This window comes from Mycobacterium sp. NGS54 (assembly GCF_059812465.1).
Window position 1 is genome coordinate 576,205 of the sequence record NZ_JCALCS010000001.1, and the last position, 24,392, is coordinate 600,596.

General features: G+C 70.2%; 21 protein-coding genes and 1 riboswitch. Of the genes, 9 read left to right on the forward strand and 12 right to left on the reverse strand.

The window, feature by feature from the left end; translation table 11 throughout:
* Positions 1-9 precede the first annotated feature (9 nt).
* The 4 genes from AC5Y5E_RS02855 to rfbD all read right to left on the reverse strand — a co-directional run bounded on the left by AC5Y5E_RS02855 (position 10) and on the right by rfbD (position 3,829).
* Positions 10-858 carry a type IV toxin-antitoxin system AbiEi family antitoxin gene (locus AC5Y5E_RS02855; RefSeq protein WP_499901461.1) on the reverse strand — a complete coding sequence of 283 codons (849 nt, stop codon included), beginning with the start codon at positions 856-858 and terminating at the stop codon, positions 10-12.
* A gap of 107 nt (positions 859-965) precedes the next feature.
* Entirely contained in the window at positions 966-2,042 is a 1,077-nt protein-coding gene (gene manB / locus AC5Y5E_RS02860; RefSeq protein ID WP_499901462.1) for a mannose-1-phosphate guanylyltransferase, read from the reverse strand.
* Position 2,043: 1 nt separating this feature from the next.
* Positions 2,044-2,943, reverse strand: coding sequence for a glycosyltransferase family 2 protein (locus AC5Y5E_RS02865; RefSeq protein ID WP_499901463.1), 900 nt, complete (start codon positions 2,941-2,943; stop codon positions 2,044-2,046).
* A complete protein-coding gene (rfbD, locus tag AC5Y5E_RS02870) occupies positions 2,936-3,829 on the reverse strand; it encodes a dTDP-4-dehydrorhamnose reductase (protein ID WP_499901464.1) in 894 nt (297 codons plus the stop codon). The genes AC5Y5E_RS02865 and rfbD overlap by 8 nt, the downstream gene beginning before the upstream one ends.
* A 74-nt stretch (positions 3,830-3,903) precedes the next feature.
* Here rfbD and AC5Y5E_RS02875 point away from each other — a divergent pair, with 74 nt between their 5' ends.
* The 6 genes from AC5Y5E_RS02875 to AC5Y5E_RS02900 all read left to right on the forward strand — a co-directional run bounded on the left by AC5Y5E_RS02875 (position 3,904) and on the right by AC5Y5E_RS02900 (position 11,621).
* The gene (locus AC5Y5E_RS02875; RefSeq protein ID WP_499901465.1) at positions 3,904-5,382 is read left to right on the forward strand and encodes an LCP family protein; all 1,479 of its coding nucleotides are present in this window, start codon (positions 3,904-3,906) and stop codon (positions 5,380-5,382) included.
* A complete protein-coding gene (locus AC5Y5E_RS02880; RefSeq protein WP_499901466.1) occupies positions 5,370-6,092 on the forward strand; it encodes a TIGR03089 family protein in 723 nt (240 codons plus the stop codon). The genes AC5Y5E_RS02875 and AC5Y5E_RS02880 overlap by 13 nt, the downstream gene beginning before the upstream one ends.
* Before the next feature lie 99 nt (positions 6,093-6,191).
* Positions 6,192-6,473, forward strand: a complete 282-nt coding sequence (locus AC5Y5E_RS02885) for a DUF1490 family protein (RefSeq protein WP_499879391.1) — start codon at positions 6,192-6,194, stop codon at positions 6,471-6,473.
* A gap of 58 nt (positions 6,474-6,531) precedes the next feature.
* Positions 6,532-8,625 (forward strand): manganese-exporting P-type ATPase CtpC, encoded by a 2,094-nt coding sequence (gene ctpC, locus AC5Y5E_RS02890; protein WP_499901859.1) that lies wholly within the window; start codon positions 6,532-6,534, stop codon positions 8,623-8,625.
* 99 nt (positions 8,626-8,724) lie between these two features.
* A complete protein-coding gene (locus AC5Y5E_RS02895) occupies positions 8,725-9,795 on the forward strand; it encodes a helix-turn-helix transcriptional regulator (RefSeq protein ID WP_499901467.1) in 1,071 nt (356 codons plus the stop codon).
* Between the two features lie 251 nt (positions 9,796-10,046).
* On the forward strand, positions 10,047-11,621 hold the full coding sequence (locus AC5Y5E_RS02900; RefSeq protein ID WP_499901468.1) for a PE domain-containing protein: 1,575 nt from the start codon (positions 10,047-10,049) through the stop codon (positions 11,619-11,621).
* Between the two features lie 27 nt (positions 11,622-11,648).
* Here the strand turns inward: AC5Y5E_RS02900 and AC5Y5E_RS02905 are convergent, their stop codons facing one another.
* Complete coding sequence (locus tag AC5Y5E_RS02905; RefSeq protein WP_499901469.1) at positions 11,649-13,292, reverse strand: AMP-binding protein; 1,644 nt, start codon at positions 13,290-13,292, stop codon at positions 11,649-11,651.
* A 79-nt stretch (positions 13,293-13,371) separates the two neighbouring features.
* A riboswitch (cobalamin riboswitch) is annotated at positions 13,372-13,554 on the forward strand.
* A gap of 35 nt (positions 13,555-13,589) precedes the next feature.
* Here AC5Y5E_RS02905 and AC5Y5E_RS02910 point away from each other — a divergent pair.
* Complete coding sequence (locus AC5Y5E_RS02910) at positions 13,590-15,155, forward strand: PPE family protein (RefSeq protein ID WP_499901470.1); 1,566 nt, start codon at positions 13,590-13,592, stop codon at positions 15,153-15,155.
* A 4-nt stretch (positions 15,156-15,159) separates the two neighbouring features.
* Here AC5Y5E_RS02910 and AC5Y5E_RS02915 read toward each other — a convergent pair whose 3' ends face one another.
* Entirely contained in the window at positions 15,160-15,816 is a 657-nt protein-coding gene (locus AC5Y5E_RS02915) for a cation efflux transmembrane domain-containing protein (protein WP_499901471.1), read from the reverse strand.
* A 154-nt stretch (positions 15,817-15,970) separates the two neighbouring features.
* Here AC5Y5E_RS02915 and AC5Y5E_RS02920 point away from each other — a divergent pair, with 154 nt between their 5' ends.
* Positions 15,971-16,885, forward strand: a complete 915-nt coding sequence (locus AC5Y5E_RS02920; RefSeq protein ID WP_499901472.1) for a class I SAM-dependent methyltransferase — start codon at positions 15,971-15,973, stop codon at positions 16,883-16,885.
* A 13-nt stretch (positions 16,886-16,898) separates the two neighbouring features.
* Positions 16,899-18,080: a CoA transferase gene (locus tag AC5Y5E_RS02925; protein WP_499901473.1), complete on the forward strand. Its 1,182-nt coding sequence runs from the start codon at positions 16,899-16,901 to the stop codon at positions 18,078-18,080.
* On the opposite strand, the gene AC5Y5E_RS02930 is transcribed toward AC5Y5E_RS02925, so the two are convergent.
* The 6 genes from AC5Y5E_RS02930 to AC5Y5E_RS02955 form a co-directional block, all read right to left on the reverse strand.
* Positions 18,077-18,526 (reverse strand): response regulator, encoded by a 450-nt coding sequence (locus AC5Y5E_RS02930; RefSeq protein WP_499901474.1) that lies wholly within the window; start codon positions 18,524-18,526, stop codon positions 18,077-18,079. The two genes, AC5Y5E_RS02925 and AC5Y5E_RS02930, sit on opposite strands and share 4 nt — an antisense overlap.
* A complete protein-coding gene (locus AC5Y5E_RS02935; RefSeq protein ID WP_499901475.1) occupies positions 18,501-20,081 on the reverse strand; it encodes a sensor histidine kinase in 1,581 nt (526 codons plus the stop codon). The genes AC5Y5E_RS02930 and AC5Y5E_RS02935 overlap by 26 nt, the downstream gene beginning before the upstream one ends.
* On the reverse strand, positions 20,078-21,259 hold the full coding sequence (locus AC5Y5E_RS02940) for a PP2C family protein-serine/threonine phosphatase (protein WP_499901476.1): 1,182 nt from the start codon (positions 21,257-21,259) through the stop codon (positions 20,078-20,080). The genes AC5Y5E_RS02935 and AC5Y5E_RS02940 overlap by 4 nt, the downstream gene beginning before the upstream one ends.
* 191 nt (positions 21,260-21,450) lie before the next feature.
* Entirely contained in the window at positions 21,451-22,620 is a 1,170-nt protein-coding gene (locus tag AC5Y5E_RS02945) for an acyl-CoA dehydrogenase (RefSeq protein ID WP_499901477.1), read from the reverse strand.
* Positions 22,621-22,645: 25 nt separating this feature from the next.
* Positions 22,646-23,161: a 5-(carboxyamino)imidazole ribonucleotide mutase gene (gene purE / locus AC5Y5E_RS02950; protein ID WP_499901478.1), complete on the reverse strand. Its 516-nt coding sequence runs from the start codon at positions 23,159-23,161 to the stop codon at positions 22,646-22,648.
* On the reverse strand, positions 23,154-24,371 hold the full coding sequence (locus AC5Y5E_RS02955; RefSeq protein ID WP_499901479.1) for a 5-(carboxyamino)imidazole ribonucleotide synthase: 1,218 nt from the start codon (positions 24,369-24,371) through the stop codon (positions 23,154-23,156). Before AC5Y5E_RS02955 ends, purE begins: the two co-directional genes overlap by 8 nt.
* Positions 24,372-24,392 lie beyond the last annotated feature (21 nt).

Consider the following 24,392-nt stretch of genomic DNA (forward strand, 5'->3'; position numbering starts at 1 on the left):
GCGCTAACGTCAATCTCGGCGATAGCCGCGACGGATCAAAGCTTGAAGGACGCGCTTGATGATGTCGTCCGGCTTGTCTTCGGCGATCACGCGGATGACGACCCAACCCATCTCCGCGAGTTCGCCTAAGCGCCGCTGATCCCGTACGTATTGCCATCGATCGGTGCGGTGTTGATCGCCGTCGTACTCCGCCGCGACCATGTAGTCCTCCCAGCCCATGTCCAACAACCCGACCGTTCGCCACCCGTCGTTGACTGGTATCTGCGTCGTCGGCTTCGGCAGGCCTGCGTCGATGAGAAGCAGCCTCAACCAGCTTTCCTTCGGCGAAGCCGCACCGCCGTCCACCAGAGGAAGCACTTCCGCCAACCGCCGCAGACCGCGGGCGCCGCGGTACCGCTTGACCAACACAGCGACCTCTTCGCAAGTGAACGGCTTCGCGCGCATCAGCGCATCAAGTCGGGCGAGTGCCTGACCGCGCGGCAGGTGCCGTCCGATATCAAAAGCCGTGCGCGCGACCATCGTCGTCGGTAGCCGCTTGACCGTGACCACCTCATCGGGGGCGAGCGTTTCGTTGCGGACGATCAGCCCGCGCTGGGGCCGGGCGCTTGTCGAGACGAGTTCGACGGGCGTGTCGGCGTCGACCCACCGCGCCCCGTGCAGCGCCGATGCCGCGACGCCCGCGATCACGGCCCGCCGGCGCGACCAAAGCCAGGCGCCCAGCGTGCGATCGTCCAAAGACGGCTCGTCCCACTTCGCGACGTAGACGTCACGAAAGATCGGTCGATACCACCGCCGCACCTGATACTCGGTCAGCGCAGCCGCGGCGATCGCTTCGCTGCCCCGGAACACCTCCCCCATGCAGAGATGGTGAACTGCCCCACCGACATGCATCGAAATCGACGGCAGCGCGGAAAAGTGCGAGTGAGACGCGCGCTAACGTCAATCTCGGCGCAAGAGATGCAACCTCACACGTCGGACGAGTAGCGGATCCCGCCGTCGGGAATGGCGACGCCGGGCCACACCCGGGCGCCACGCAACAGCTCGCAGCGCGCGCCGATGTCGGCGCCGTCGCCGATCACGCCGTCGCGGATCAGCGCCCGCGGGCCGATGCGCACCCCGAAGCCGATGATCGAGCGCTCGATCACGCTGCCGGCCTCGACCTTCACACCGTCGAAGATCACCGCGCCGTCCAGCCGCACGCCGGGGCCGATCTCGGCGCCGCGCCCGACGACCGTGCCGCCGATCAGCACCGCCCCCGGCGACACCGCCGCGCCGTCGTGCACCAGCTGCTCGCCGCGGTGGCCGTGCAGGGCCGGCGACGGCGCGATCCCGCGGACCAGGTCCGCCGACCCGCGCACGAAGTCCTCCGGGGTGCCCATGTCGCGCCAGTACGTGGCGTCGACGTAGCCGCAGACCTTCACGTCGGGATCGGACAGCAGCGCGGGAAACACCTCGCGCTCCACCGAGACCTCGCGGCCCCGCGGGATGCGGTCGATGATGCCGCGCTGGAAGACATAGCAGCCGGCGTTGATCTGGTCGGTCGGCGGATCCTGGGTCTTCTCCAAAAACGCTGTGACGCGGCCGTTTTCGGTGGGCACACAGCCGAACGCACGCGGGTCGCCCACCCGCACCAGGTGCAGGGTGACGTCGGCGTGTTCGTTCTCGTGGAATTCGAGCAGCTGGCCCAGGTCGGCGCCGGACAGCACGTCGCCGTTGAACACCATCACGGTGTCGTGGCGCAGGTGGTCTACGACGTTGGCGATACCGCCGCCCGTGCCCAGCGGCTGTTCCTCGGTGACGTATTCGAGCTGCAGGCCCAGCTTGGAGCCGTCGCCGAACTCGGCCTCGAAGACCTGGGCCTGATACGACGTGCTCAGGATGACGTGCTCGATGCCGGCCGCGGCGATCCGCGACAGCAGGTGGGTCAAGAACGGCAGCCCGGCGGTGGGCAGCATGGGCTTGGGCGCGGAAAGCGTCAGCGGCCGCAGCCGGGTGCCCTTGCCGCCGACGAGGACCACCGCGTCGACCTGTGAGGTTCCCATTTCAGTGCCGCCCTCCCGCCGCGTTCCGTCTACTCAGGCGACGCGCGCTGCGCACCATCAGCCGCGAACGCACCACCAGAGAGGCCCGCAGCGTCCAGCGCAGCGGCGCACGCCACCAACCAGAATGCCGGTCGGCGAGGAACAAATAGGTGCTTTTGTGATGAGCGGCCAGGTGGCGTGCCGGGTCGTGGCCGGTGGAGTGGCCCTTGTCGTGCAGCACCTCGGCCGTCGGCACGTAGACGTTCAGCCAGCCCGCCTTGCCCAGCCGGTCACCGAGGTCGACGTCCTCCATGTACATGAAGTAGCGCTCGTCGAACCCACCGACCTGGTGAAACGCCGACCGCCGCACGAGCAAGCAGGACCCCGACAACCAGCCGACCGCCCGCTCGCTGGGCTCCAGCCGTTCCTGGCGGTAGGCCGCCGTCCACGGGTTGCGCTTCCAGAACGGGCCGATCACCGCGTGCATGCCGCCGCGGATGAGGCTGGGCAGGTGCCGCGCTGAGGGATACACCGACCCGTCGGGGTCGCGGATCAGCGGCCCCAGCGCGCCGGCGTGCGGCCAGCGGGCGGCGGCGTCCAGCAAGGCGTCGATGCTGCCCGGGCCCCACTGCACGTCGGGGTTGGCCACGATCACCCAGTCGTCGTCCACCCCCCCGCCCTCGGTCAGGTGCGCGACCGCGCGGTTCACCGCGGTCCCGTAGCCGAGGTTGGCGCCGGTGTCGAAGAACCGGACGTTCGGGAAACGCTCGACGGCCGCCTGCGGGGCCCCGTCCGTGGACCCGTTGTCGGCCAGCAGCACGCTGACCGGGCGCTCGGTGGCGATCGACAGGGAGGCCAGGAACCTCTCGAGGTGCGGGCCCGGTGAGTAGGTCACCGTCACGACCGGCAGGACGTCAGTCACGCGTCGAGGGTAACGGTCGATCGCCGGCGGACGCGGCCAGCGCCGCGACAAGCGCAGGGCGCCAGGGCCTTAACGGTGTCAGGCCGAGCGCGGCGGACTCGCGGCTGCCCAGCGCGGAATAGGACGGGCGCGGCGCGGGGCGCGGGAAGTCGTCGGTCTTGACCGGTCGCACCCGGTCCGGATCCGCGCCGCATTCGGCGAACACCGCGCGGGCCTGCTCGAAACGCGACACCGCCCCCTCGTTGGCGGCGTGCAGGATGGGCCCGGGCACCCGCTCGTCGGCGACCTGCAGCAGCGCGACGGCCAGGTCGGCGACGTAGGTCGGCGACCCGACCTGGTCGTCGACCACGTCCACCGGGCCGTCCCCGGCGGCCAGACGGCGCATGACGGCGACGAAGTCCTTGCCGGTTCCGCCGGTGTACAGCCACGCGGTCCGCACCACGACCGCGTCGGGCAGCGCCGCCAGCACCGCCTCCTCACCCGCCAGCTTGGACAGCGCGTACACGCCGCGCGCGTCGGTCTTGTCGCTCGGCTCATACGGGCGCGGCCCGCTCTCGGGCGGAGGGCCGGTGAACATGTAGTCGGTGGAGACGTGGATGAGCCGGGCGCCGACCTTCGCGCACGCTCGCGCCAGGTGCTCCGGGCCGGTCTCGTTGACCGCGTAGGCCCTCGCCTCGTCGCTTTCCGCGCCGTCGACGTTGGTGTACGCGGCGCAGTTGACGACGACGTCGCCGGCCCGGATGATCCGTTCCGCCGCGGCCGGGTCGGTGATGTCCCACTGCGCCGACGTCAGCGCCAGCAGGTCGCGGCCCCGATCGGCGGCCAGCGCCGTCAGAGAAGTGCCCAATTGCCCGCCCCCGCCGCTGATCACAAGCCTTTCCGACATGTGTTGAGTCTGGCATGGCACAGGCACGCCGCTTTCAGCTACCCGAGAAGCGGCTGTGTCACAAGTAATCTGTTGTGATGCCTGTGCAACGTGTGGTTCGTGTGATTGCCACTGTGCTGACCGTCGCGGTCGTTTTCGGCACCGGAATCGCCTGGAGCAACGTCCGCGCCTTCGAGGACGGCATCTTCCACATGTCCGCACCGTCGCTGGGCAAGGGCGGCGACGACGGCGCGATCGACATCCTGCTGGTCGGCCTCGACAGCCGCACCGACGCGCACGGCAACCCGCTGTCGGCCGAGGAGCTGGCGACGCTGCGGGCCGGCGACGAGGAGGCGACCAACACCGACACGCTCATCCTGGTCCGGATCCCGAACAACGGGAAGTCGGCGACCGCGATCTCGATCCCGCGGGACTCCTACGTCTCGGCGCCCGGCCTGGGTAAGACGAAGATCAACGGCGTCTACGGCCAAACCCGGGAGGCCAAGCGCGCCAGCCTGGTCAAGGCCGGCGCGTCGGCCGCCGAGGCCGAGGCGCAGGGCACCGAGGCGGGCCGTGAGGCCCTCATCAAGACCGTCGCCGACCTGACCGGGGTCACCGTCGACCACTACGCCGAGATCGGGCTGCTGGGCTTCGCGTTGATCACCGACGCGCTCGGCGGCGTCGAGGTCTGCCTCAAAGAGCCCGTGTACGAACCGCTTTCGGGCGCCGACTTCCCGGCCGGCCGGCAGAAGCTGGACGGACCGCAGGCGCTGAGCTTCGTCCGCCAGCGCCACGATCTGCCGCGCGGCGACCTGGACCGGGTGGTGCGCCAGCAGGTGGTGATGGCCTCGCTCGCCCACCGGATCATCTCCGGTCACACGCTGTCCAGCCCCACCACGCTGAAACGGCTGGAGGCGGCCGTCCAGCGCTCGGTGGTGATCTCCTCGGGCTGGGACGTCATGGATTTCGTCCAGCAGCTGCAGAAGCTGGCCGGCGGCAAGGTCGCCTTCGCCACGATCCCGGTGCTGGACGGGGCCGGCTGGAGCGACGACGGCATGCAGAGCGTGGTCCGGATTGACCCCCACCAGGTCGCCGACTGGGTGGGGAGCCTGCTGCAAGACCAGGCGCAGGGCAAGACCGAGGAACTGGCCTACACGCCGGCCAAGACCACCGTCGACGTGGTCAACGACACCGACATCAACGGGCTGGCGGCGGCGGTGTCGAACGTGTTGAGCGCCAAGGGGTTCAGCTCCGGGACCGTCGGCAACAACGATGGCGGCCACGTCAAGGGCAGCCAGGTGCGCGCCGCCAAGACCGACGACCTGGGCGCGCAGCAGGTCGCCAAGGAACTGGGCGGGTTGCCGGTCGTCGCCGACCCGTCGTTGCCGGCCGGATCCGTCAAGGTGGTGCTCGCCAACGACTACACCGGGCCGGGCTCCGGCCTCTCCGGCGGCCCCGACACCCAGGTGCTGCCCGCCGGGGCGTCCAACGCGGGCGCCGCCGGCGGCTCCAACACGCCGCCGCCGTCGCCGATCCTGACCGCCGGCTCCGACAAGCCCGAGTGCATCAACTGAGCACGCTGTCGGGCGCGATCCTGGACCCGATGCTGCGGGCCGACCCGGTCGGCCCGCGCATCACCTACTACGACGACGCGACGGGCGAGCGCATCGAGTTGTCCGCCGTGACGCTGGCCAACTGGGCGGCCAAGACCGGCAACCTGTTGCGCGACGAGTTGGGCGCCGGGCCGGCCAGCCGGGTCGCGGTCCTGCTGCCCGCGCACTGGCAGACGGCGGCCGTGTTGTTCGGGGTGTGGTGGATCGGCGCCGAGGCGGTGCTCGAACCGGGCGGGGCCAGCGACCTGGCGCTGTGCACCGCCGAGCGGCTCGACGAGGCCGACGCTTCGGTGGCGGGCGGCGAGGTCGCGGTCCTCTCGCTCGACGCGTTCGGCCGTCCGGCGCCCGACCTGCCGATCGGCGTCACCGACTACGCCACCGCGGTGCGGGTGCACGGCGACCAGATCGTCCCCGAACGCCGTCCCGGCCCGGCGCTGGCCGGCCGATCGGTCGACCAGGTGCTGGCCGATTGCGAAAGATCGGCCGCGGCAAGGGAATTGACGCCCGGGGACCGGGTGCTTTCCAGCGCCGCCTGGTCCGATCCCGACGAATTGGTGGACGGCCTGCTGGCGATCCTGGCCGTCGGCGCGTCGCTGGTGCAGGTCGCCAATCCCGACCCGTCGGCGCTGGAGCGCAGGATCGAAACCGAAAAGGTCACCCGGGTCCTTTAACGCCGCCGGCGCGCACCGACACATATTGATATCGCAATATTTGGATGTTAACGTCGTGCAAGCATTAACCGACACTGTGACGACAGGAAGGGTGCGGCGATGGCGGTCTACGGGCTCCTGGCAAAGGCGGCGGGGACGGTGGTCACCGGGCTGGTGGGCGTGACGGCCTACGAGGTGGTACGCAAGGCCATGGCCAAGGCGCCGCTGCACGAGACCGCCGTGTCGGCGGCGGAGCTGGGGCTCCGCGGCACCCGCAAGGCCGAGGAGGCCGCCGAGTCGGCGCGCCTCAAGCTCGCCGACGTCATGGCCGAGGCCCGCGAGCGCATCGGCGAGGAGGCGCCCACGCCGTCCGTCACCGAGGCCCACGAGCACGACCACTGATCGCGTGACGCAGGCGAAAGACCCCGCCCTGCATGTGCTTTCGGACGCGGCCGGGCGCATGCGGGTCTCGGTCGGGTGGGTGCGCGCCAACTCGAGGCGCGCCGTGGCGGTCGAGGATGCCGTCGGCAAGGTGGCGGGGGTGCGCGCGGTGCACGCCTACCCGCGCACCGGCTCGGTGGTCGTCTGGTATTCGCCCCGCCGCGCCGACCGCTCGGCGATGCTGGACGCGATCGCCGGCGCCGCCCGCGTCGCCGCGGAGCTGATCCCCGCGCGCGCGCCGCACTCGTCGGAGATCCGCAACGCCGACGTGCTTCGCATGGTCATCGGCGGCGCCGCGCTGGCCCTGCTCGGCGTGCGCCGGTACGTGTTCGCGCGGCCGCCGCTGCTCGGCCCGAGCGGCCGGCTGTTCGCCACCGGCGTCACCGTCTTCACCGGCTACCCCTTCCTGCGCGGCGCGCTGGGCTCGCTGCGCTCCGGGCGGGCCGGCACCGACGCGCTGGTCTCGGCGGCCACCGTGGCGAGCCTGGTGCTGCGGGAGAACGTCGTGGCCCTCACCGTGCTGTGGCTGCTCAACATCGGCGAGTACCTGCAGGACCTGACGCTGCGGCGGACCCGCCGCGCCATCTCCGAGTTGCTGCGCGGCAGCCAGGACACGGCGTGGATCCGGCTGGCGGACGGCGAGATTCAAGTGCCGATCGACACTGTCGAAATCGGCGACGAGGTGGTCGTGCACGACCACGTCGCGATACCGGTGGACGGCGAGGTCATCGACGGCGAGGCGATCGTCGACCAGTCGGCGATCACCGGCGAGAACCTGCCCGTTTCCATCATGGTCGGCGCCCACGTGCACGCCGGCTCGGTCGTGGTGCGCGGGCGGCTGGTGGTGCGCGCGCAGGCCGTGGGCAACCAGACCGCGATCGGGCGGATCATCGCGCGGGTCGAGGAGGCGCAGCACGACCGGGCTCCGATCCAGACGGTCGGCGAAAACTTCTCCCGCCGTTTCGTTCCCACCTCGTTCATCGTCTCGGCCATCACCCTGGCCGTCACCGGGGACGTCCGCCGGGCGATGACCATGCTGCTGATCGCGTGCCCGTGCGCGGTGGGGCTGGCCACCCCGACCGCCATCAGCGCGGCCATCGGCAACGGCGCGCGCCGCGGCATCCTGATCAAGGGCGGCTCCCACCTCGAACAGGCGGGCCAGGTCGACGCGATCGTCTTCGACAAGACCGGCACCCTGACCGTCGGTCGCCCGGTTGTCACCAACATCGTTGCAATGCATAAGGATTGGGAACCGGAGCAGGTGCTGGCCTATGCGGCCAGCTCGGAGATCCACTCCCGCCATCCGCTGGCCGAGGCGGTGATCCGCTCGACCGAGGAACGCCACATCAGCATCCCGCCGCACGAGGAGTGCGAAGTGCTGGTGGGCATGGGAATGCGGACCTGGGCCGACGGCCGGACTCTGCTGCTGGGCAGCCCCTCGCTGTTGCAGTCCGAGAAGGTCAGGGTGTCGAAGAAGGCGAAGGAGTGGGTGGACAGGCTGCGCCGCCAGGCGGAGACGCCGTTGCTGCTCGCGGTGGACGGCACCCTGGTCGGGCTGATCAGCCTGCGCGACGAGGTACGGCCCGAGGCCGCCGCCGTGCTGAAGAAGTTGCGGGCCAGCGGGATTCGCCGGATCGTCATGCTCACCGGCGATCATCCCGAGATCGCCGAGGTGGTCGCCGCCGAGCTCGGAATCGACGAGTGGCGCGCCGAGGTGATGCCGGAGGACAAGCTCGAGGTGGTGCGCGAGCTGCAGGGCGACGGCTTCGTCGTCGGGATGGTCGGCGACGGCATCAACGACGCCCCGGCGCTGGCCGCCGCCGACATCGGCATCGCCATGGGCCTGGCCGGAACCGACGTGGCCGTCGAGACCGCCGACGTGGCGCTGGCCAACGACGACCTGCACCGCCTGCTCGACGTGCGCGACCTGGGCGCCCGAGCCGTCGACGTGATCCGGGAGAACTACGGCATGTCCATCGCCGTCAACGCGGCCGGGCTGATCATCGGCGCCGGCGGCGCGCTCTCCCCCGTGCTGGCCGCGATCCTGCACAACGCGTCGTCGGTCGCGGTGGTGGCCAACAGCTCCCGGCTGATCCGCTACCGGCTGGACTGAACCGCCGCAGCCACGACGCAAAATCGACATTCCGGGTGCGGGGAATACGGCAAACCACGTATCTTTTGCTCCAAACGCTCGGAGCATCGGAACTCGCAAATGAGAAGTCTGAACAGCGATAGCGTCGCCGCCGTCCTGGAGGTGGCGCTGACGGCCTACTCGTTTGACGGGCTGGAGAGCTTTCGCCGCGAGCTGTTGCCTTGCGTGCGACGCCTGGTTCCCGGTGACGTGCTTGGTTACAACGAGATGGACTTGGAGGCCGGAGAGACAATTGTCATCTCCGATACCCCCGACGTGACCTCCCCCGGAATGGTTGAGGCGTTCGTGGAGACCGCGCACCAGCATCCTGGAGTGCAGTTGTGTCAACGCGGCGACTTTCGGCCACACTTCCTCTCGGACCTGGTGACCACCAGCGACTTACACCGCTTAGAGCTCTACCAGGAGGTATACCGGCGGCTGGGCGTGGAAGACCAGCTTTACTTCAACCTCACCGAGTCAGCGGATTTGGCCACCGTCGCCATCGGCCGATCCCGGCGTAGCTTCACCGCGCGTGACCGCGCGATGGTCGAGCTGCTGGAACCACATCTGCGCCGCGCCTACCTTCAAGCACACCGACGCGATCTGGCCAAGGCAGTCATCGCGGCACAGGAGGCGGGCCTGGAAGAGGGTGCCACGGCGGTGATCCTTCTCGACGACCGCGGTCGCGTATTACACGCATCGGGTTTGAGCCAACAGCTGCTCGACACATATTTCCCCGGGCAACACGACATCGGCGGCATTCTGCCCGAATCGTTGGCCAACTGGCTGCACACCAGTAACCGCGACGTCCTCAACAGCATGTGCGTCACCCGACGGCAGGGCCGGCTGCGGATTCGTGCCCTGTCCCGTCGCACCGCCGAGGGGTGGCGCACCCTGCTGCTGGATGAGCAGCCCGCCGACCCCCTGCCCTCTGTCGAATCACTGCTCGCCCTGGGACTGACGAACCGTCAAGCGGAGGTGCTACGCCTACTTTCCAACGGAAACAGCACCCAGGCGATTGCCGACCAGCTATACCTCAGCCCCGCCACGATCCGCAAACATCTCGAAAATATCTACACCCGACTCGGGACGCAGTCCCGGACCGAAGCCGTTGCGATGGCCCTGCGACAGGGCCAGCGCCCAGGTCGCTAAGCGCGGGATTGCCCGAACCTGTTGGCGCGCAACCTATCTCATTGGCTAACACGCCGAGATGCCCTCCGTCGCCACAGTTTGGATAGCTGAGCGAGTCGGCAGGGGCCAGCTCGATCAGCCTCGGCGAAGATACGCGCTTTGCCGTATGTCGCGCCGCGCAGCGGCGAAATAAACTGCGGTTCAGCCACGCCCGCGGCGTGGTCAAGCCTCTGACCTGGTGGGCGGCGGGAACGACCGGTGAAAGGCCAGCTATGACCTACCTGATCGCAGCTCCGGACCTACTGGCCCAGACGGCAACCGAGGTCGCCGATATCAGATCAACCCTCACCGCAGCCCACGCCGCGGCGGCGTCCTCGACGACGACGGTGACCGCGATGGCCGCCGACGAAGTCTCGGCGGCCATCGCCGCGCTGTTTGCCGGTCACGGCCAGCAATTCGCCGCGCTGGGCAGGCAAGCCGGGGCGTTTCACGATGAGTTCGTGCGGGCACTGGCCGCGGCGGGAAGCGCATATGCGGGCGCCGAGGCTGCCAGCGTGGCGCCGCTGCAAACCCCCGCGCAGACGCTGCAGGACCTCGTCGCCACCCTGCCCAACCTGGGCGTCGGCAACAAGGGCAACGCGAACGTGGGCAGCGGGAACACCGGCAGCCAAAACCTCGGCAGCGGAAATACCGGCAACTCGAATGTGGGTGGCGGAAACTTCGGCAGCGGCAACGCCGGCCCCGGGAACTTCGGCAACTCCAACATCGGCGGCGGCAACGCCGGCAACGCGAACTTCGGTTTCGGCAACACCGGCACCAGCTACCTCACCTCCACGGACGGCGCCGACCACAACGTGGGCATGGGCAATACCGGCAACAACAACGCAGGCTTCGGCAACACCGGCGCCTACAACACCGGCGGCGGGAACACCGGCAACGGAAACATCGGCGCCGGCAACACCGGGAACAACAACATCGGCTTCGGGCTGACCGGCAGCAACGAAATCGGCATCGGCAACACGTATTTCAACACCGCGACCAATCAGTTCAACTTCGGCGGGCTGAACTCGGGCAGCGGCAACATCGGCCTGTTCAACTCGGGCAACAACAACGTCGGCTTCTTCAACTCCGGCGACGGCAACATCGGCATGTTCAACACCGGCAGCAACACCTATAACACGAACATTCCCAACAACTTCGGCTTCGGCAACTCCGGCGCCGTCAGCACCGGCATCGGCAACTCCGGCGGCTACGACACCGGCTTCGGGAACTCCGGCGCGCAGGACACCGGCTTCGTGAACGCGGGCGCGGTGAACACCGGTGCCGGCAACGCGGGCTTGGCCAACACCGGCTTCGGCAATTCGGGAAACTTCAACACGGGCAACGGGAATTCGGGCAGCACCAACACGGGCTACTGGAATTCGGGCAACGTCAACACCGGCTTCGGGGCCGCCACCGACAGCGGCGCGGCGAATTCGGGCTTCGGCAACACCGGAACCGGTGTCTCCGGCTTCTTCAACTCGACCACCGGCGGGTCCGGCGGCGATGGCGATGTCTCGGGCTTCGGCAACAACTTCAGCGGCTCGAACTCCCTCTTCGGTTTTGACGGCGTGGGCTCGGGCTTCTTCAACTCGGCCAGCGGACCGTCGTTCTTCAACGGCGACGTCTCGGGCATCTTCAACTCGGCCACCGGTGGGTCCGTCGTCAACGGCGAGAATTCCGGCTTCTTCAACGTCGGCATCCCCGGCAGCGTGGTGGGGCCCGGCAGTAGCGGTCAGCTCTCCGGGTTGTTCAACACCGGCACCCTCCTGTCCGGGCTCTTCAGCCTGAGCCGCCTGCTGCCCTAAGGTCCTCGGCGTAAGCAGGCCAACAGCTCACGGCTGGTCCGGTACCGACTGGACCGATTCCGCCGCTTGCACGCCCAGCAGCCGCTTGAGCACCTTGCCGCCGGCGTTGCGGGGCAGCGCGTCGACGAACAGCACGTCGCGGGGAATCTTGAAGCGCGCCAACCGGTTCCGCACATACTCCTGGACGTCGCGCTCGGTCAGCGACGCGCCCGCCCGCGGCACGACGTAGGCACGCAGTCGCTGCCCGAACTCCTCGTCGTCGACGCCGAGGACCGCCACGTCGAGGATGTCGGGGTGCTGCGCGAGCGCATCCTCGACCTCGCCCGGGTAGACGTTCTCCCCGCCGGACACGATCATCTCGTCGTCGCGCCCGTCGATGAACAGCCGGCCGGCGGCGTCGAAATGACCGACGTCGCCGGTGGACATCAGGCCCCCGATCGACTCCTTGGTGCCGCCGCTCGTGTACCCCTCGAAGGCGAGCACGTTGCCGACGAAGATCCGCCCCGGCGTCCCGGGGGGAGCCTCCCGCCCCTCGGCGGTGAAAACCTTGACCACCGACCCGGGCACCACCCCGCCGACGCACCCCGGCGCGACGGCCAGGTCGGCCGGCGTGGCGATGGTGGCGTAGGCGACCTCGGTGGAGCCGTACATGTTGTAGACGACGGGCCCCAGGTCGCGCAGGGCCCGGGCGGCGAGCGCGGCACCGAGCTGGGATCCGCCGACGAACACGATGCGCAGCGAGGTCAGATCGCGCTCGGCCAGCGCCGACCAGCCCAGGTCGAGAATGCGCCGCAGCATGACCGGCACGACGATCATCGCGCTGGCCCCGTGCGCGGCGACGCTGTCCAGCGCCCGCTCGGCGTCGAAGTGCCGGCGCAACACCAGCGTCGAGCCCAGCACCATCGCGTACATCGCATGGCTGAAACCCATCGAATGAAACAGCGGCACACAGCATTCGGTGACTTCGCGGCCGCGGAACGGCACCTTGCCGAGCAGCCCGCCGACCGGGATCAGCGAGTAGGGCTCGGAGCGCAGGGCGCCCTTGGGAACACCGGTCGTCCCGCTGGTCGAGATGACGATCTTGGGCCGGCCGCCGGAGCTGGGGGGCGGGCCGGGGTCGCCGCGCTCGATCAGCGCGTCGAGGGTGTCGGCCCCCGGCGTGTCCGCCCACGCGCGAAGGCGGCCCAACCGCGGATGGACGTCGGCGACCACGCCGGCGTACTCCTCGTCGTAGACCAGGAGGTCGGCACCCTCGCGGGCCAGCACCTCGGCCAGCTGGGCGCGACCGAAGCCGGTGTTGAGCAGCAGCACGACGGCGCCCGACTTGGCGGTGGCGAAGACCGCCTCCAGGAAGCCGCGGTGATTGCCGGCCAGGATGGCCACGCTGGCGCCCGGGCCGAGCCCGCGCCGGCGCCACTCGTTGGCCAGCGCGTTGGTCCGCTCGTCCAGCTCGCCGAACGTCAGCGGCCCACGCTCGTCGATCAGCGCCAGCCCGTCACGATCCCGCGCGGCCGCGATCACCGTCGCCGCGCCCATCAGGCCGTAGCGGTCGAGCGCGCGGAGCACCGGTACGATCCGGCCGGGCGGCATCGTCCGCAATCCCCCGGACCGGGCATACATCAGCAGCGACGAGGCTTCCAACCCGAGACGGCTGAGCAGTTTCGCGGTCATTGCTTTGACTCTGCCGATCGATCGCGGCGCCGCGAAGGGCGCAACGCCACCACCTGCCGGGACTTTGGTCACGGCGCGGCAACCGCGGGCGTGCGACAATACTGCGCGTAAGGCGATGACGATGCAGGAAGCCGGTGCGAATCCGGCGCGGTCCCGCCACTGTCATCGGGGAGCGACCCTCAGCAGCCACGGCGTGAGCTGGAAGGCGAGGCGAGCAGCGATCCGAGAGCCAGGACACTCGCGTCGTCGCATCCTGCGACCCGGGGCGGTGTACCCCGAGAGAGCTGGCACCCCCTCATGCCACATTCGTCATGGCATCGCGCCCCGATCTGGATGGCGTCCCCGCCAGAAGTGCATTCAGCGTTGATCAGCAGCGGCCCCGGGCCGGGTGCGTTGCTCGCGGCCGCCGCGGCGTGGGGTGCGCTCAGCACCGAATACGCGGCGGCGGCAAAGGAACTCGAGGCGCTACTGGCCGCGGTGCGGGCGGGCTCGTGGGCCGGGCCGGCCGCCGAATCCCATGCGGCCGCGCACGCCCCGTATCTGGCGTGGCTGGAGCGGGCCGGGGCGGACAGCGCCGCGACGGCCGCCCAGCAGGAGATCGCGGCCGCCGCGTACGCCGCCGCGCTGGCGGCGATGCCGACCCTGGCGGAGCTGGCCGCCAACCACGCGACCCACGCGGGGTTGGTGGCGACGAATTTCTTTGGCATCAATGCGATCCCGATCGCGCTGAACGAGGCCGACTATGTGCGGATGTGGATTCAGGCCGCGACCGTGATGAGCGCGTATCAGGGCGCGACGACGGCGGCGCTGGCGGCGGCACCCCGGACCACCGCGGCGCCGCAGATCGTGACGGCCGATGCGCTCGTGGCCGCGGCCGCCGCGCCATTACCCCCCGACCGGCAGGACGTCGTCCTGCAATGGTTGCAGCGCAACGGGTTTACCGACTTCTACTCTGCCCACCTGCAGCCGTTGATCGACTCGCTGATGCTCGACCCGTTTTTCCAGTCGCTGTTCTCCGGCTTCGATCCGTGGCTGCCCGTGCTCGGCAATCCCCTGAGCTTCCTCAGCCCGTTCAACATCGCGTTCGCTCTCGGCTACCCGATGGATTTCGGTTCGTACTCCGCCTTTCTGGCGGAGACGTTCGCGTTCATCGCGGTGGATGTCACCGCGGCGCTCGCCTCGGGTAATCCCACGACCATCGGCTGGACCCTGGTTTTCGTCACCGTCGAGGCCGTCGGCACGATCATCACCGACACCATCGCGTTGCTCAAAACCCTGCTGGAGCAGAACATCGTGCTGCTCGCGGTCTTCCTGCCGCTGATCACCGCCTCCTTGGCGCCGCTGGCCGCCGTCCCGGCCACGCTGGGCGGCCTGTCCGGCCTGGCCGGCATCAAGGGCCTGATCGTCGTGGTGCCGCCCGCGGTGCCCGCCGCCATGCCGCCGGTGGTCGCGCTCGCCCCGGCAATGCCGGCCCCGAGCCCGCCGCCGCCCGCTCCGGTCCCGGCGCCGGCTCCGGCCGCCGCGACCGCGGCCGCTCCCACCGCCGGCCCGCCGCCACCGGCCGGCACGCCACCGACGCTGACCGGGGCGGCCATGGGCGCCGGCATGGACGGCTCGGCCTACCTGGTCGGTGGGCTGAGCGCGGACACCCGTCGGGCGGCGGGCGTCGCCGCGCGGAAGGAGGCGCCGGAGCCGGACAGCGCCGAGGCTCCGGCGGTCGCGGCGACACCCGAGGAAGCCGGATCGCCGCGGCGCCGCCGCCGGCCCAAGGCGACGCGGCCGGGCCGCGGCTACGAATACATGGATCCCGAGCCCGAGGCGCCGCGCCTGCCGATGCTCCCGCGAACGTGGGAACCCCAGTGACGGCTCAGCAGCCGCAGGAGTGGCCGCGCCAGGTCCGGACGCCCTGCCAGGCCGCGGCCCCGGCGACCCCAAGACCCACCGCGGGGTCAACCCACCACGCGCCCGACCAAAGTCCCGTCAGCGCGAGGGTGATCAGCACCCCGGCGGCCTGCACGCCGCACAGGTAGTTCTGCGTGCCTTCGCCCTCGGTGGCCTCCGAGCCGAGCCGCGCGCCCAGTCGGCGGTTGGCCCGCCCGAGGATCGGCATCAGCACCAGGCCGAGGGCGGCGAGCGCGATGCCGATCACCGACGTTTCGGCGTGGTGCTCCTCGGTCAGGTCCCGCAGGGATTCGGCGGCGATGTACGGGGCGGTCAGCCAGAACGACACCGCCACCCCGCGTTGCGCGCGCCGCTCGGCCGTCTCGGAGAGCGCCCGCGCGCCGCTGAACCGCCAGATCACCATCGCGCTGGCCAGCGCCTCGGCCCCGCCGCCGAGCGCCCACCCGGTCAGCGCGATGGACCCGACCGCCACTCCCTGCCACAAGCCGACGCCGCCCTCGACAAGCACCACGACCAGGCTGATCCAGGCCAACTGGCGCGCCCACCGGGCGTCGGCCCGCCAGCCCACATCCCGGCTCGCGGCGGCGTGGCATTCGCCGACGACGGCGGGCGAAATGGTCATTGCGCGAGGCTAGCGACGGCGGGGTGGGCCTGCGGGCCCGCACACGCGGACGTAACACAACCGTGTCCGGGCTCTTACACACCGCACCCGCGGGCGGTCGGCGCCCGGGCGCCGTCGTTATTGTGGCTAACCAGTAGCGGCGAGAAGGGACGGCATGGCGCGCACCGACAACGACACCTGGGACCTGGCGACCAGCGTGGGAGCCACCGCCACCATGGTGGCCGCGGGACGCGCCCGCGCGACCCGGGACGCGCTGATCGACGACCCGTTCGCCGAGCCGCTGGTGCGCGCCGTCGGAGTCGACTTCATGACCCGGTGGGCCGCCGGCGAATTGAGCACCGAGGACGTCGACCTGCCCGGCGCCCCGTGGGGCATGCAGCGCATGACCGACATGATGGCCGCCCGCACCCGCCACATCGACGCGTTCCTCGCGGAGGCGCAAAGCGCGGGCATCCGCCAGGTGGTGATCCTGGCCTCCGGCCTGGACGCGCGGGCGTACCGGCTGCCATGGGCGCCGGGCACCACGCTGTTCGAGATCGACCAGCCGCGGGTCATCGAGTTCAAGACCACCACCCTCGCCGAGCTCGGCGCCGAGCCCACCGCCGAGGTGCGCAATGTGCCGATCGACCTGCGCCACGACTGGCCGGAGGCGCTGCGGCAGGCCGGGTTCGACACCGCCCGCCCGGCCGCGTGGGTCGCCGAGGGCCTGCTCGGCTTCCTGCCGGGCGAGGCCCAGGACCGGCTGCTCGACGACATCACCGCGCTGTCCGCCGACGGCGGCCGGCTGATGGCCGAGGTCTTCTTCAACACGGGCGTCAGCGGGGACGCGCTCAACGCGCCCAGCGAGAAGTGGCGGGAGAACGGCCTCGACATCGCGCTGGGTGACCTCGGTTTCCCGGGCGAGCGCAGCGACGTGGCGACCTACCTGACCGGGCGCGGCTGGCGGCCGTCCCGCACGCCGCTGAATCGGGTGTTGGCCGACGCGGGATTGCCGTTGCAACCGGAAGGCCCCGACGCGCCCTTCGCACGCAACTACTACTGCACCGCGGTGCTGCACCGGGCAGCCTAGAGGAAGGCCGCACATGCCAAACAGCAAGCCCGCCAAGCCACTTGACGGGTACCGGGTACTCGATTTCACCCAGAACATCGCCGGCCCGCTGGCGGGGCAGGTGCTGGCGGACCTGGGCGCCGAGGTGATCAAGGTGGAGGCCCCCGGCGGCGAGGCGGCCCGGCAGATCACCGCGGTCCTGCCCGGGCGCCCGCCGCTGCCGACCCTGTTCCTGCCCCACAACCGCGGCAAGAAATCGGTGGCGGTGGACCTCACCGACGACGAGAACAAGCAGCAGATCCTGCGGCTTGTCGACACCGCCGACGTTGTGCTGGAAGGGTTTCGGCCCGGGGTGATGGAACGGATGGGTCTGGGTCCCGACGAGCTGCGGGCGCGCAACCCGAGGCTGATCTACGCGCGGCTGTCGGCCTACGGCGGCAATGGCCCGCAGGGCAACCGGCCGGGCGTCGACCTGATGGTCGCCGCCGAGTCGGGCATGAGTACCGGGATGCCCACGCCGACCGGCAAGCCGCAGATCATCCCCTTCCAGCTCGTCGACGCCGCGAGCGGTCACGTGCTGGCCCAGGCGGTGCTGGCCGCGCTGCTCAACCGGGAGCGCCACGGGGTGGCCGACGTCGTCCGGGTCGCGATGTACGACGTCGCGGTCAACCTGCAGGCCAGCCAGCTCACCGTCCACCTCAACAAGCCGAGCGAGCCGAAATCCGATTCGGAGCCGAAAGCCAAGAAGCGCAAGGGAGTTGGCTTCGCCACCCAGCCGTCGGACGCGTTCAGGGCCGCCGACGGCTACCTGGTGATCAGCGCGTACGTGCCCAAGCACTGGGCGAAGCTGTGCGAGATCATCGGCCGCCCCGAGCTGCTGACCGACGAGCGGTTCATCGACCAGCGTTCCCGCGCAATGAATTACCACGAATTGACCGAGGAGTTGGAATCGGCGCTGGCGGCCAAGACCGCGGCCGAATGGGTCGCGCTGCTGCAGGACGGCGGCCTGATGGCCTGCCACGCCTACACCTGGAAGCAGGTCGTCGGCACCCCGCTGTTCGCCGAGAACGAACTCGCGCTGCGGGTCGGCGGCGGCGAGGACGCCATCACGGTCGTGCGCATGCCGGCGCGCTACGCCAGCTTCGACGCCGCGGCCACCGATCCCCCGCCCGCGCCCGGGCAGCACAACGCGGAGTTCCTGACCGGGTACGGCTAGAGCCCCGGGAGCCGCACCACCTGGATGAAGAACTCGTCGATCTGCCGAACCGCGTTGATGAACTGGTCGAGGTCGACCGGCTTGGTGACGTAGGCGTTGGCGTGCAGTTGGTAGCTGCGCAGGATGTCCTCCTCCGCCGAGGAGGTGGTGAGCACGACGACCGGTATGCGGGCCAGGTCCGGGTCGGACTTGACCTTCTCCAGCAGCTGTCGGCCGTCGTATTTCGGCAGGTTCAGGTCGAGCAGGACGAGGTCCGGTCGCGGCGCGTCCGCGTATGGACCGCGCCGGTAAAGGAAGTCCAGGCCCTCCTCGCCGTCGTGGGCGACGTGCAGGTTGTTCTTGAGCTTGTTGTGCTCGAACGCTTCTCGCGTGATCAGCTCGTCGCCCGGGTCGTCCTCGACGAGCAGGATCTCGATCGCTCTACCGGCCGATGATGGCGATGTCATCGTGTCCTTCTTTCGTCGCGATGGGCAGGGTGAACTGCAGCCGCGTTCCGTCGGTGTAGGTCGAGTCGACCCAGATGGTGCCGCCGTGCTGCTCGACGATCTTCTTGCACAGCGCCAGGCCGACCCCGGTTCCGGAGTACACCTCCCGGCCGTGCAGCCGCTGGAAAATGACGAAGACCTTCTCGGTGAATTCTTCGGCGATGCCAATGCCGTTGTCCGACACGGACAATAGCCACTCGTCGGTACGCCGTTCGCAGTCGATGACCACGCGGGGCCGGCGGTCCTTGTGCCGGAACTTCACCGCGTTGCCGATCAGGTTCTGCCACAGCATGGTCAGCAGCGTGGGATCTCCGATGATGACCGGCAGCGGCTGCGTGGGCCGCACGATTTCGGCGTCCGTCTCCTCGATGGCGGCGGCGAGGTTGGCCAGGCCGTGGTCCAGCGCCGTGCCGAGGTCGACCTCGGTTTGCATGGTGGAAAGCCGACCCACGCGGGAGAAGGTGAGCAGGTCGTTGATCAGCACCTGCATGCGCTTGGCCCCGTCGACGGCGTAGCCGATGTATTCGATCCCGCGCTCGTCTAGCTGGTCGCCGTAACGCTTCTCGAGCAGCTGGCAGAACGAGGCGACCTTGCGCAGCGGCTCCTGCAGGTCGTGGGACGCGACGTAGGCGAACTGCTCGAGCTCGGCGTTCGACCGCCGCAATTCGACGGCCTGATCGTCCAAAAGGGCTCGGGCCGAACGCGATACCTCGAGCTCCTCGACGAGGCGCTCCCGCATGTTCTCCACGTCGATCGCCATGCTGCGAATGTCCTTGGGACGCTTGGGCGGTGAGATGCTCTCGCCGAAGTCGCCGCGCGTGATCCGCCGGCATGCCGCCGCCAGCGCCGCCAGCGGCAAGGTGACCGCGTCGCGCATCAAGAGCCCAAGCGCGGCGGCCGTAGCGAAGAACACCAGCACCATCGCCCCGAGCACCCTGTCCCGCCAGACATCGGTGCGCTGCAGATCCTCCGCCGCGCTCGCCGAGGCCGCCGCCAGGTTCGCGTTTTGCCTGTCGAAAAGCGCACGCAGATGGTCGAATTCGGCTTTGCCGCGTTCGGTGGCGGGCCGGTTCGTGACGTTCCGGGAGTCCGGGGCCACGCTGGCGATCGCCGGCTCGGCATAGTTCGTCCGCCAGTTGGCGGCGGCCTTCTCGATCGAGTCCAGGTCGGCGACGAGGTCCGCGCGCTGCCCCAGCCGGCGCCGGATGTCTTCGGCCGCTTCCCGTTCGGCGTGCTCGCCGTCGTAGTACGGGGTGAGGAACTGCCGATCGGCGGTGATCAGGTAGCCACGGACGCCCGTTTCCTGGTCCCGCAGCGCCGACTGCAGTTGGAACGCCGCCACCCGCGCGGGCTGGATCGCGTCGGTCAACGCGCGCGACGTGTCGTCGGTGCGGTGCAGCAACAGCCCACCGATCACGGCGCCCGCGAGCACCATCACGCCCATGGTGGCCAGCAGCAGCGCCTGCCATCCGCGCACGGTGAGCTGCGCCAGGCGCGGGGGGCGGCCGGCGCTCACCGCGTGGTCCGCTCGACGCGCAGCACCGCGATGTCATCCGTGAGCCCGCCGCGCGGCTGGGCGAGTTCCTGCGCGCCGTCGATCAGGGCGTCGACGAACTGCGGACCGGGCAGCCGCGCGTGCGTGCGGGCCAGCGCCAGCAGGCCGTCCTCGCCCAGGCGCCGCGTGCCGTGCCCGGAGTATCCCTCGAAGAGCCCGTCGGTCAGCAGCAGCAGCCCCCGGCCCGGGGGCAGTTCGAGCTCGTGCCGCGGCCAGTCGTCGTTGCCCAGGCCCAGGGCCGGTCCGGCCGGTGGCTCGAGCCATTCCACCCCGTCGTCGCCGTGCAGCAGCATCCCCGGATGGCCGGCCCGGACGGCGGTGACGCCGGTGCTTTCGGGCTGGATTTCCAGGCTGAGCACCGTCGCGAAGATCCCGGTGCCGGTCCGCTCGGACTGCAGGACCCGCTCGAGCTGGCGCAGCAGCTCGACGCCGTGCACGCCGGCGAAGGTGAGCGCGCGGAACGCGATGCGCAACGCCGCGCCCAGCGCCGCCTCGTGCGGTCCGTGGCCGGCGACGTCGCCGATCAGGACGTGCACGACCCGGTCGGGCGTCTGGACCACGTCATAGAAGTCCCCGCACAACAGGGCGTCCTCGCGGCTCGGCCGGTACCGGGCGACGATGTCGATGCCGGGCTCGTCGAGCAGCAGCGGCGACGGCAGCAGGCCGCGTTCCAGCAGCGCGTTCTCCCGGGCCCGCAGCCGGCTTGCGTGCAGGTCGGCGGCGATGAGCTCGGCCCGTTTGCGCTCGATCGCGTAGAGCAGCGCGCGCCGCAGCATCTCGGGTTCGACGCGCCCCTTGACGAGGTAGTCCTGCGCGCCGGCCGCGACCGCGGAGGCCCCGAAGTATTCGTCGTTCAACCCCGTCAGCACGACGATGGGGACCGTCGCGTCGCGCTTGGCGATGCGGTCCAGCGCGTCCATCCCGCTGGCGTCGGGCAGGTTCAGGTCCAGCAGCACGCAGTCGGGCCGCGCCGACGCAAGCTCCTCTTCCGCGTGCGCGATCGACTGCGCCCACGTCACCCGGATGTCGGCGAGCGCGTCGGCGATCAGCTCTTCCACGAGCAGCGCGTCGGCGCGGTCGTCCTCGACCAACAGCAGCGACAGGGAAGACCGCACGGGCATCAATTCCCGGTCACCCATGCAAGCCCATGGGAAGCCATGTTAGGCATTGGACGCTCCCCTGGCCGCGATAGCACCTTGCTCTGGGACGACGGTCGGAGTGGATAGCCGGTGCCTGTTTACCGGCGCTGGGGTCGGACTTACCGGCCCATCTCGTTGCCGTCGGAGATCCTATTCGGTGCGCCGACGCGTTCCCAACCGGACTCCCGCGATCAGCGCAGCAACGCCCGCGACATCACCACGCGCTGGATCTGGTTGGTGCCCTCGTAGATCTGGGTGATCTTGGCGTCGCGCATCATCCGCTCGACCGGGAAGTCGGTGGTGTAGCCGGCGCCGCCGAACAACTGCACGGCGTCGGTGGTCACCTCCATCGCGACGTCCGACGCGAAGCACTTCGACGCCGCGGAGATGAAGCCGAGGTCGGATTCGCCGCGCTCGGCGCGGGCGGCCGCCTGGTACACCAACATTCGCGCGGCCTCGACCTTCATCGCCATGTCGGCCAGCATGAACTGCACCGCCTGGAAGCTGCTGATCGACTCGCCGAACTGCTTGCGGTCCTTGGTGTAGGCGATCGCGGCGTCCACCGCGCCCTGCGCGATGCCGACGGCTTGGGCGCCGATGGTGGGACGGGTGTGGTCCAGCGTGGCCAGCGCGGTCTTGAAGCCGGTGCCCGGCTCGCCGATGATGCGGTCCCCCGGGATGCGGCAGTTCTCGAAGTAGAGCTCGGTGGTCGGCGAGCCCTTGATGCCCAGCTTCTTCTCCTTGGGACCGACGGTGAAGCCCTCGTCGTCGGAGTGCACCATGAACGACGAGATGCCGTTGGCGCCCTTGTCCGGGTCCGTCACCGCCATCACCGTGTACCAGGTCGACTTGCCGCCGTTGGTGATCCAGCACTTGGCGCCGTTGAGGATCCAGTCGTCGCCGTCGGCCTTGGCCCGGGTGCGCATCGACGCCGCGTCGCTGCCGGCCTCCCGCTCACTCAGCGCGTAGGACGCCAGCAACCCGCCCTCCGCGAGTGAGGGCAGCACCTGCTTCTTCAGCTCCTCCGAGCCGCGCAGGATCAGGCCCATGGTGCCCAGCTTGTTGACGGCGGGAATCAGCGAGGCGGACGCGTCGACGCGGGCCACCTCCTCGATCACGATGCACGCCGCGACCGAGTCCGCGCCCTGCCCGCCGTACTCCTCCGGCACGTGCACGGCGTTGAACCCCGAGGCGTTCAGCGCCTCCAGCGCCTCCTGGGGGAACCGCGCGTTCTCGTCGACGTCGGCCGCGTACGGCGCGATCTCCTTCTCCGCCAGCGCGCGGATCGCGGCGCGCAACTCCCGGTGCTCCTCGGGCAGTTGGAACAGATCGAACGACGGGTTTCCGGCCCATCCAGCCATCTTCGGCCTCCTAGCACTCTTCCGGTTACTGGCCGGTAACTTTACCCTGGCGCTGTTGCAGCGCCGCATCCTTGGCCTTCACGCTCTCGGCCAGCTGGTCGGAGAAGGCGACGAGCCGCGCCCGCAGCGCCGCCTCGGACGAGGCCAGGATGCGCACCGCGAGCAGGCCCGCGTTGCGGGCGCCGCCGATGGAGACCGTGGCGACCGGAACGCCGGCCGGCATCTGCACGATCGACAGCAGGGAGTCCAACCCGTCCAGCCGGGCCAGCGGCACCGGCACCCCGATCACCGGGAGCGGCGTGGCCGAGGCGACCATGCCGGGCAGGTGCGCGGCGCCGCCGGCGCCGGCGATGATCACCTGTAGCCCGCGGTCGGCCGCCGTGCGGGCGTAGTCGAACATCACCTGCGGCGTGCGATGCGCCGAGACCACCCGGACCTCGGCCGGGACGTCGAACTCGGCCAGCGCCTCGGCGGCCTCGTGCATCACCGACCAGTCGCTGTCGCTGCCCATGATGACCCCGACGCGGGGACTGTTAGCCATGTGGATCCCATCCGTCCGTCCACTGCCCGTGTGACAACCAGTGTGCCGCCAACTCGGCGCGCTCCCGCAGCTGGACCAGCCGCCCCGGCTCGGCGCCCAGGAAGTTGACGTGCCCGATCTTGCGCCCGGGCCGTTCCTCCTTGCCGTACAGGTGAGCCCGGACGTCGGGCATCCGCGCGAACAGGTGGTGCAGCCGCTCGTCCATGCTCATCGCGGGGGTCTGGGGTGCGCCGAGCACGTTGGCCATCACAGTCACCGGCGCGATGGCGTCGGTGTCGCCGAGCGGATAGTCGAGCACCGCGCGCAGGTGCTGTTCGAACTGGCTGGTGCGCGCCCCGTCCATGGTCCAGTGCCCGGAGTTGTGCGGTCGCATCGCGAGCTCGTTGACCAGCAGCGCGCCATCGGTGGTCTGGAACAGCTCGACCGCCAGCACGCCGACGACACCGAGCTCGGCGCCCAACCGCAACGCCAGCTGCTGGGCTCCGGCGGCCACGTCGTCACCCAGGTCCGGCGCGGGCGCGATCACCTGCACGCAGATCCCGTCGCGCTGCACCGTCTCCACGACCGGCCAGGCCGCGCCCTGCCCGAAGGGCGAGCGCGCCACCAGGGCCGACAGTTCGCGGCGCAGGTCCACCTGCTCCTCGGCCATCACCGGCACGCGAGAGGCCAGGAAACTTTCCGCGATTTCGCGGGCGTGCGAGGGGTCGCGGGCCATCCGCACCCCGCGCCCGTCGTAGCCCCCGCGGACCGCCTTCACCACCACCGGGCCGCCCACCCGGACGGCGAACGCGTCGAGCTCGTCGAGGTTGGCTATCCCGGCGTAGCGCGGCACCGGCGCGCCCAGGGCCTCCAACCGCCGCCGCATCACCAGCTTGTCCTGCGCGTGCACCAGGGCATGCGGCGGCGGCGCCACGTTGACGCCCTCCGCGACGAGCTTTTCCAGCAGCTCGGACGGGACGTGCTCGTGGTCGAAGGTCAGCACGTCGGCCCCGGCCGCGACCCGGCGCACGTCCTCGAGCTCGGTGTGCGAGCCGATCACCACGTCGGGGCTGACCTGCGCGGCCGGCTCGTCGGGGGCGGTGGCCAGCACCCGCAGCGTCTGGCCCAGCGCGATCGCGGCCTGGTGGGTCATGCGGGCGAGCTGACCGCCGCCGACCATCGCAACCACGGGGGCGGCCTTCGGTGAGCGCGTGTTGGGCACGGCCCTCATGGTGTCACGGCCCCCGGCGAG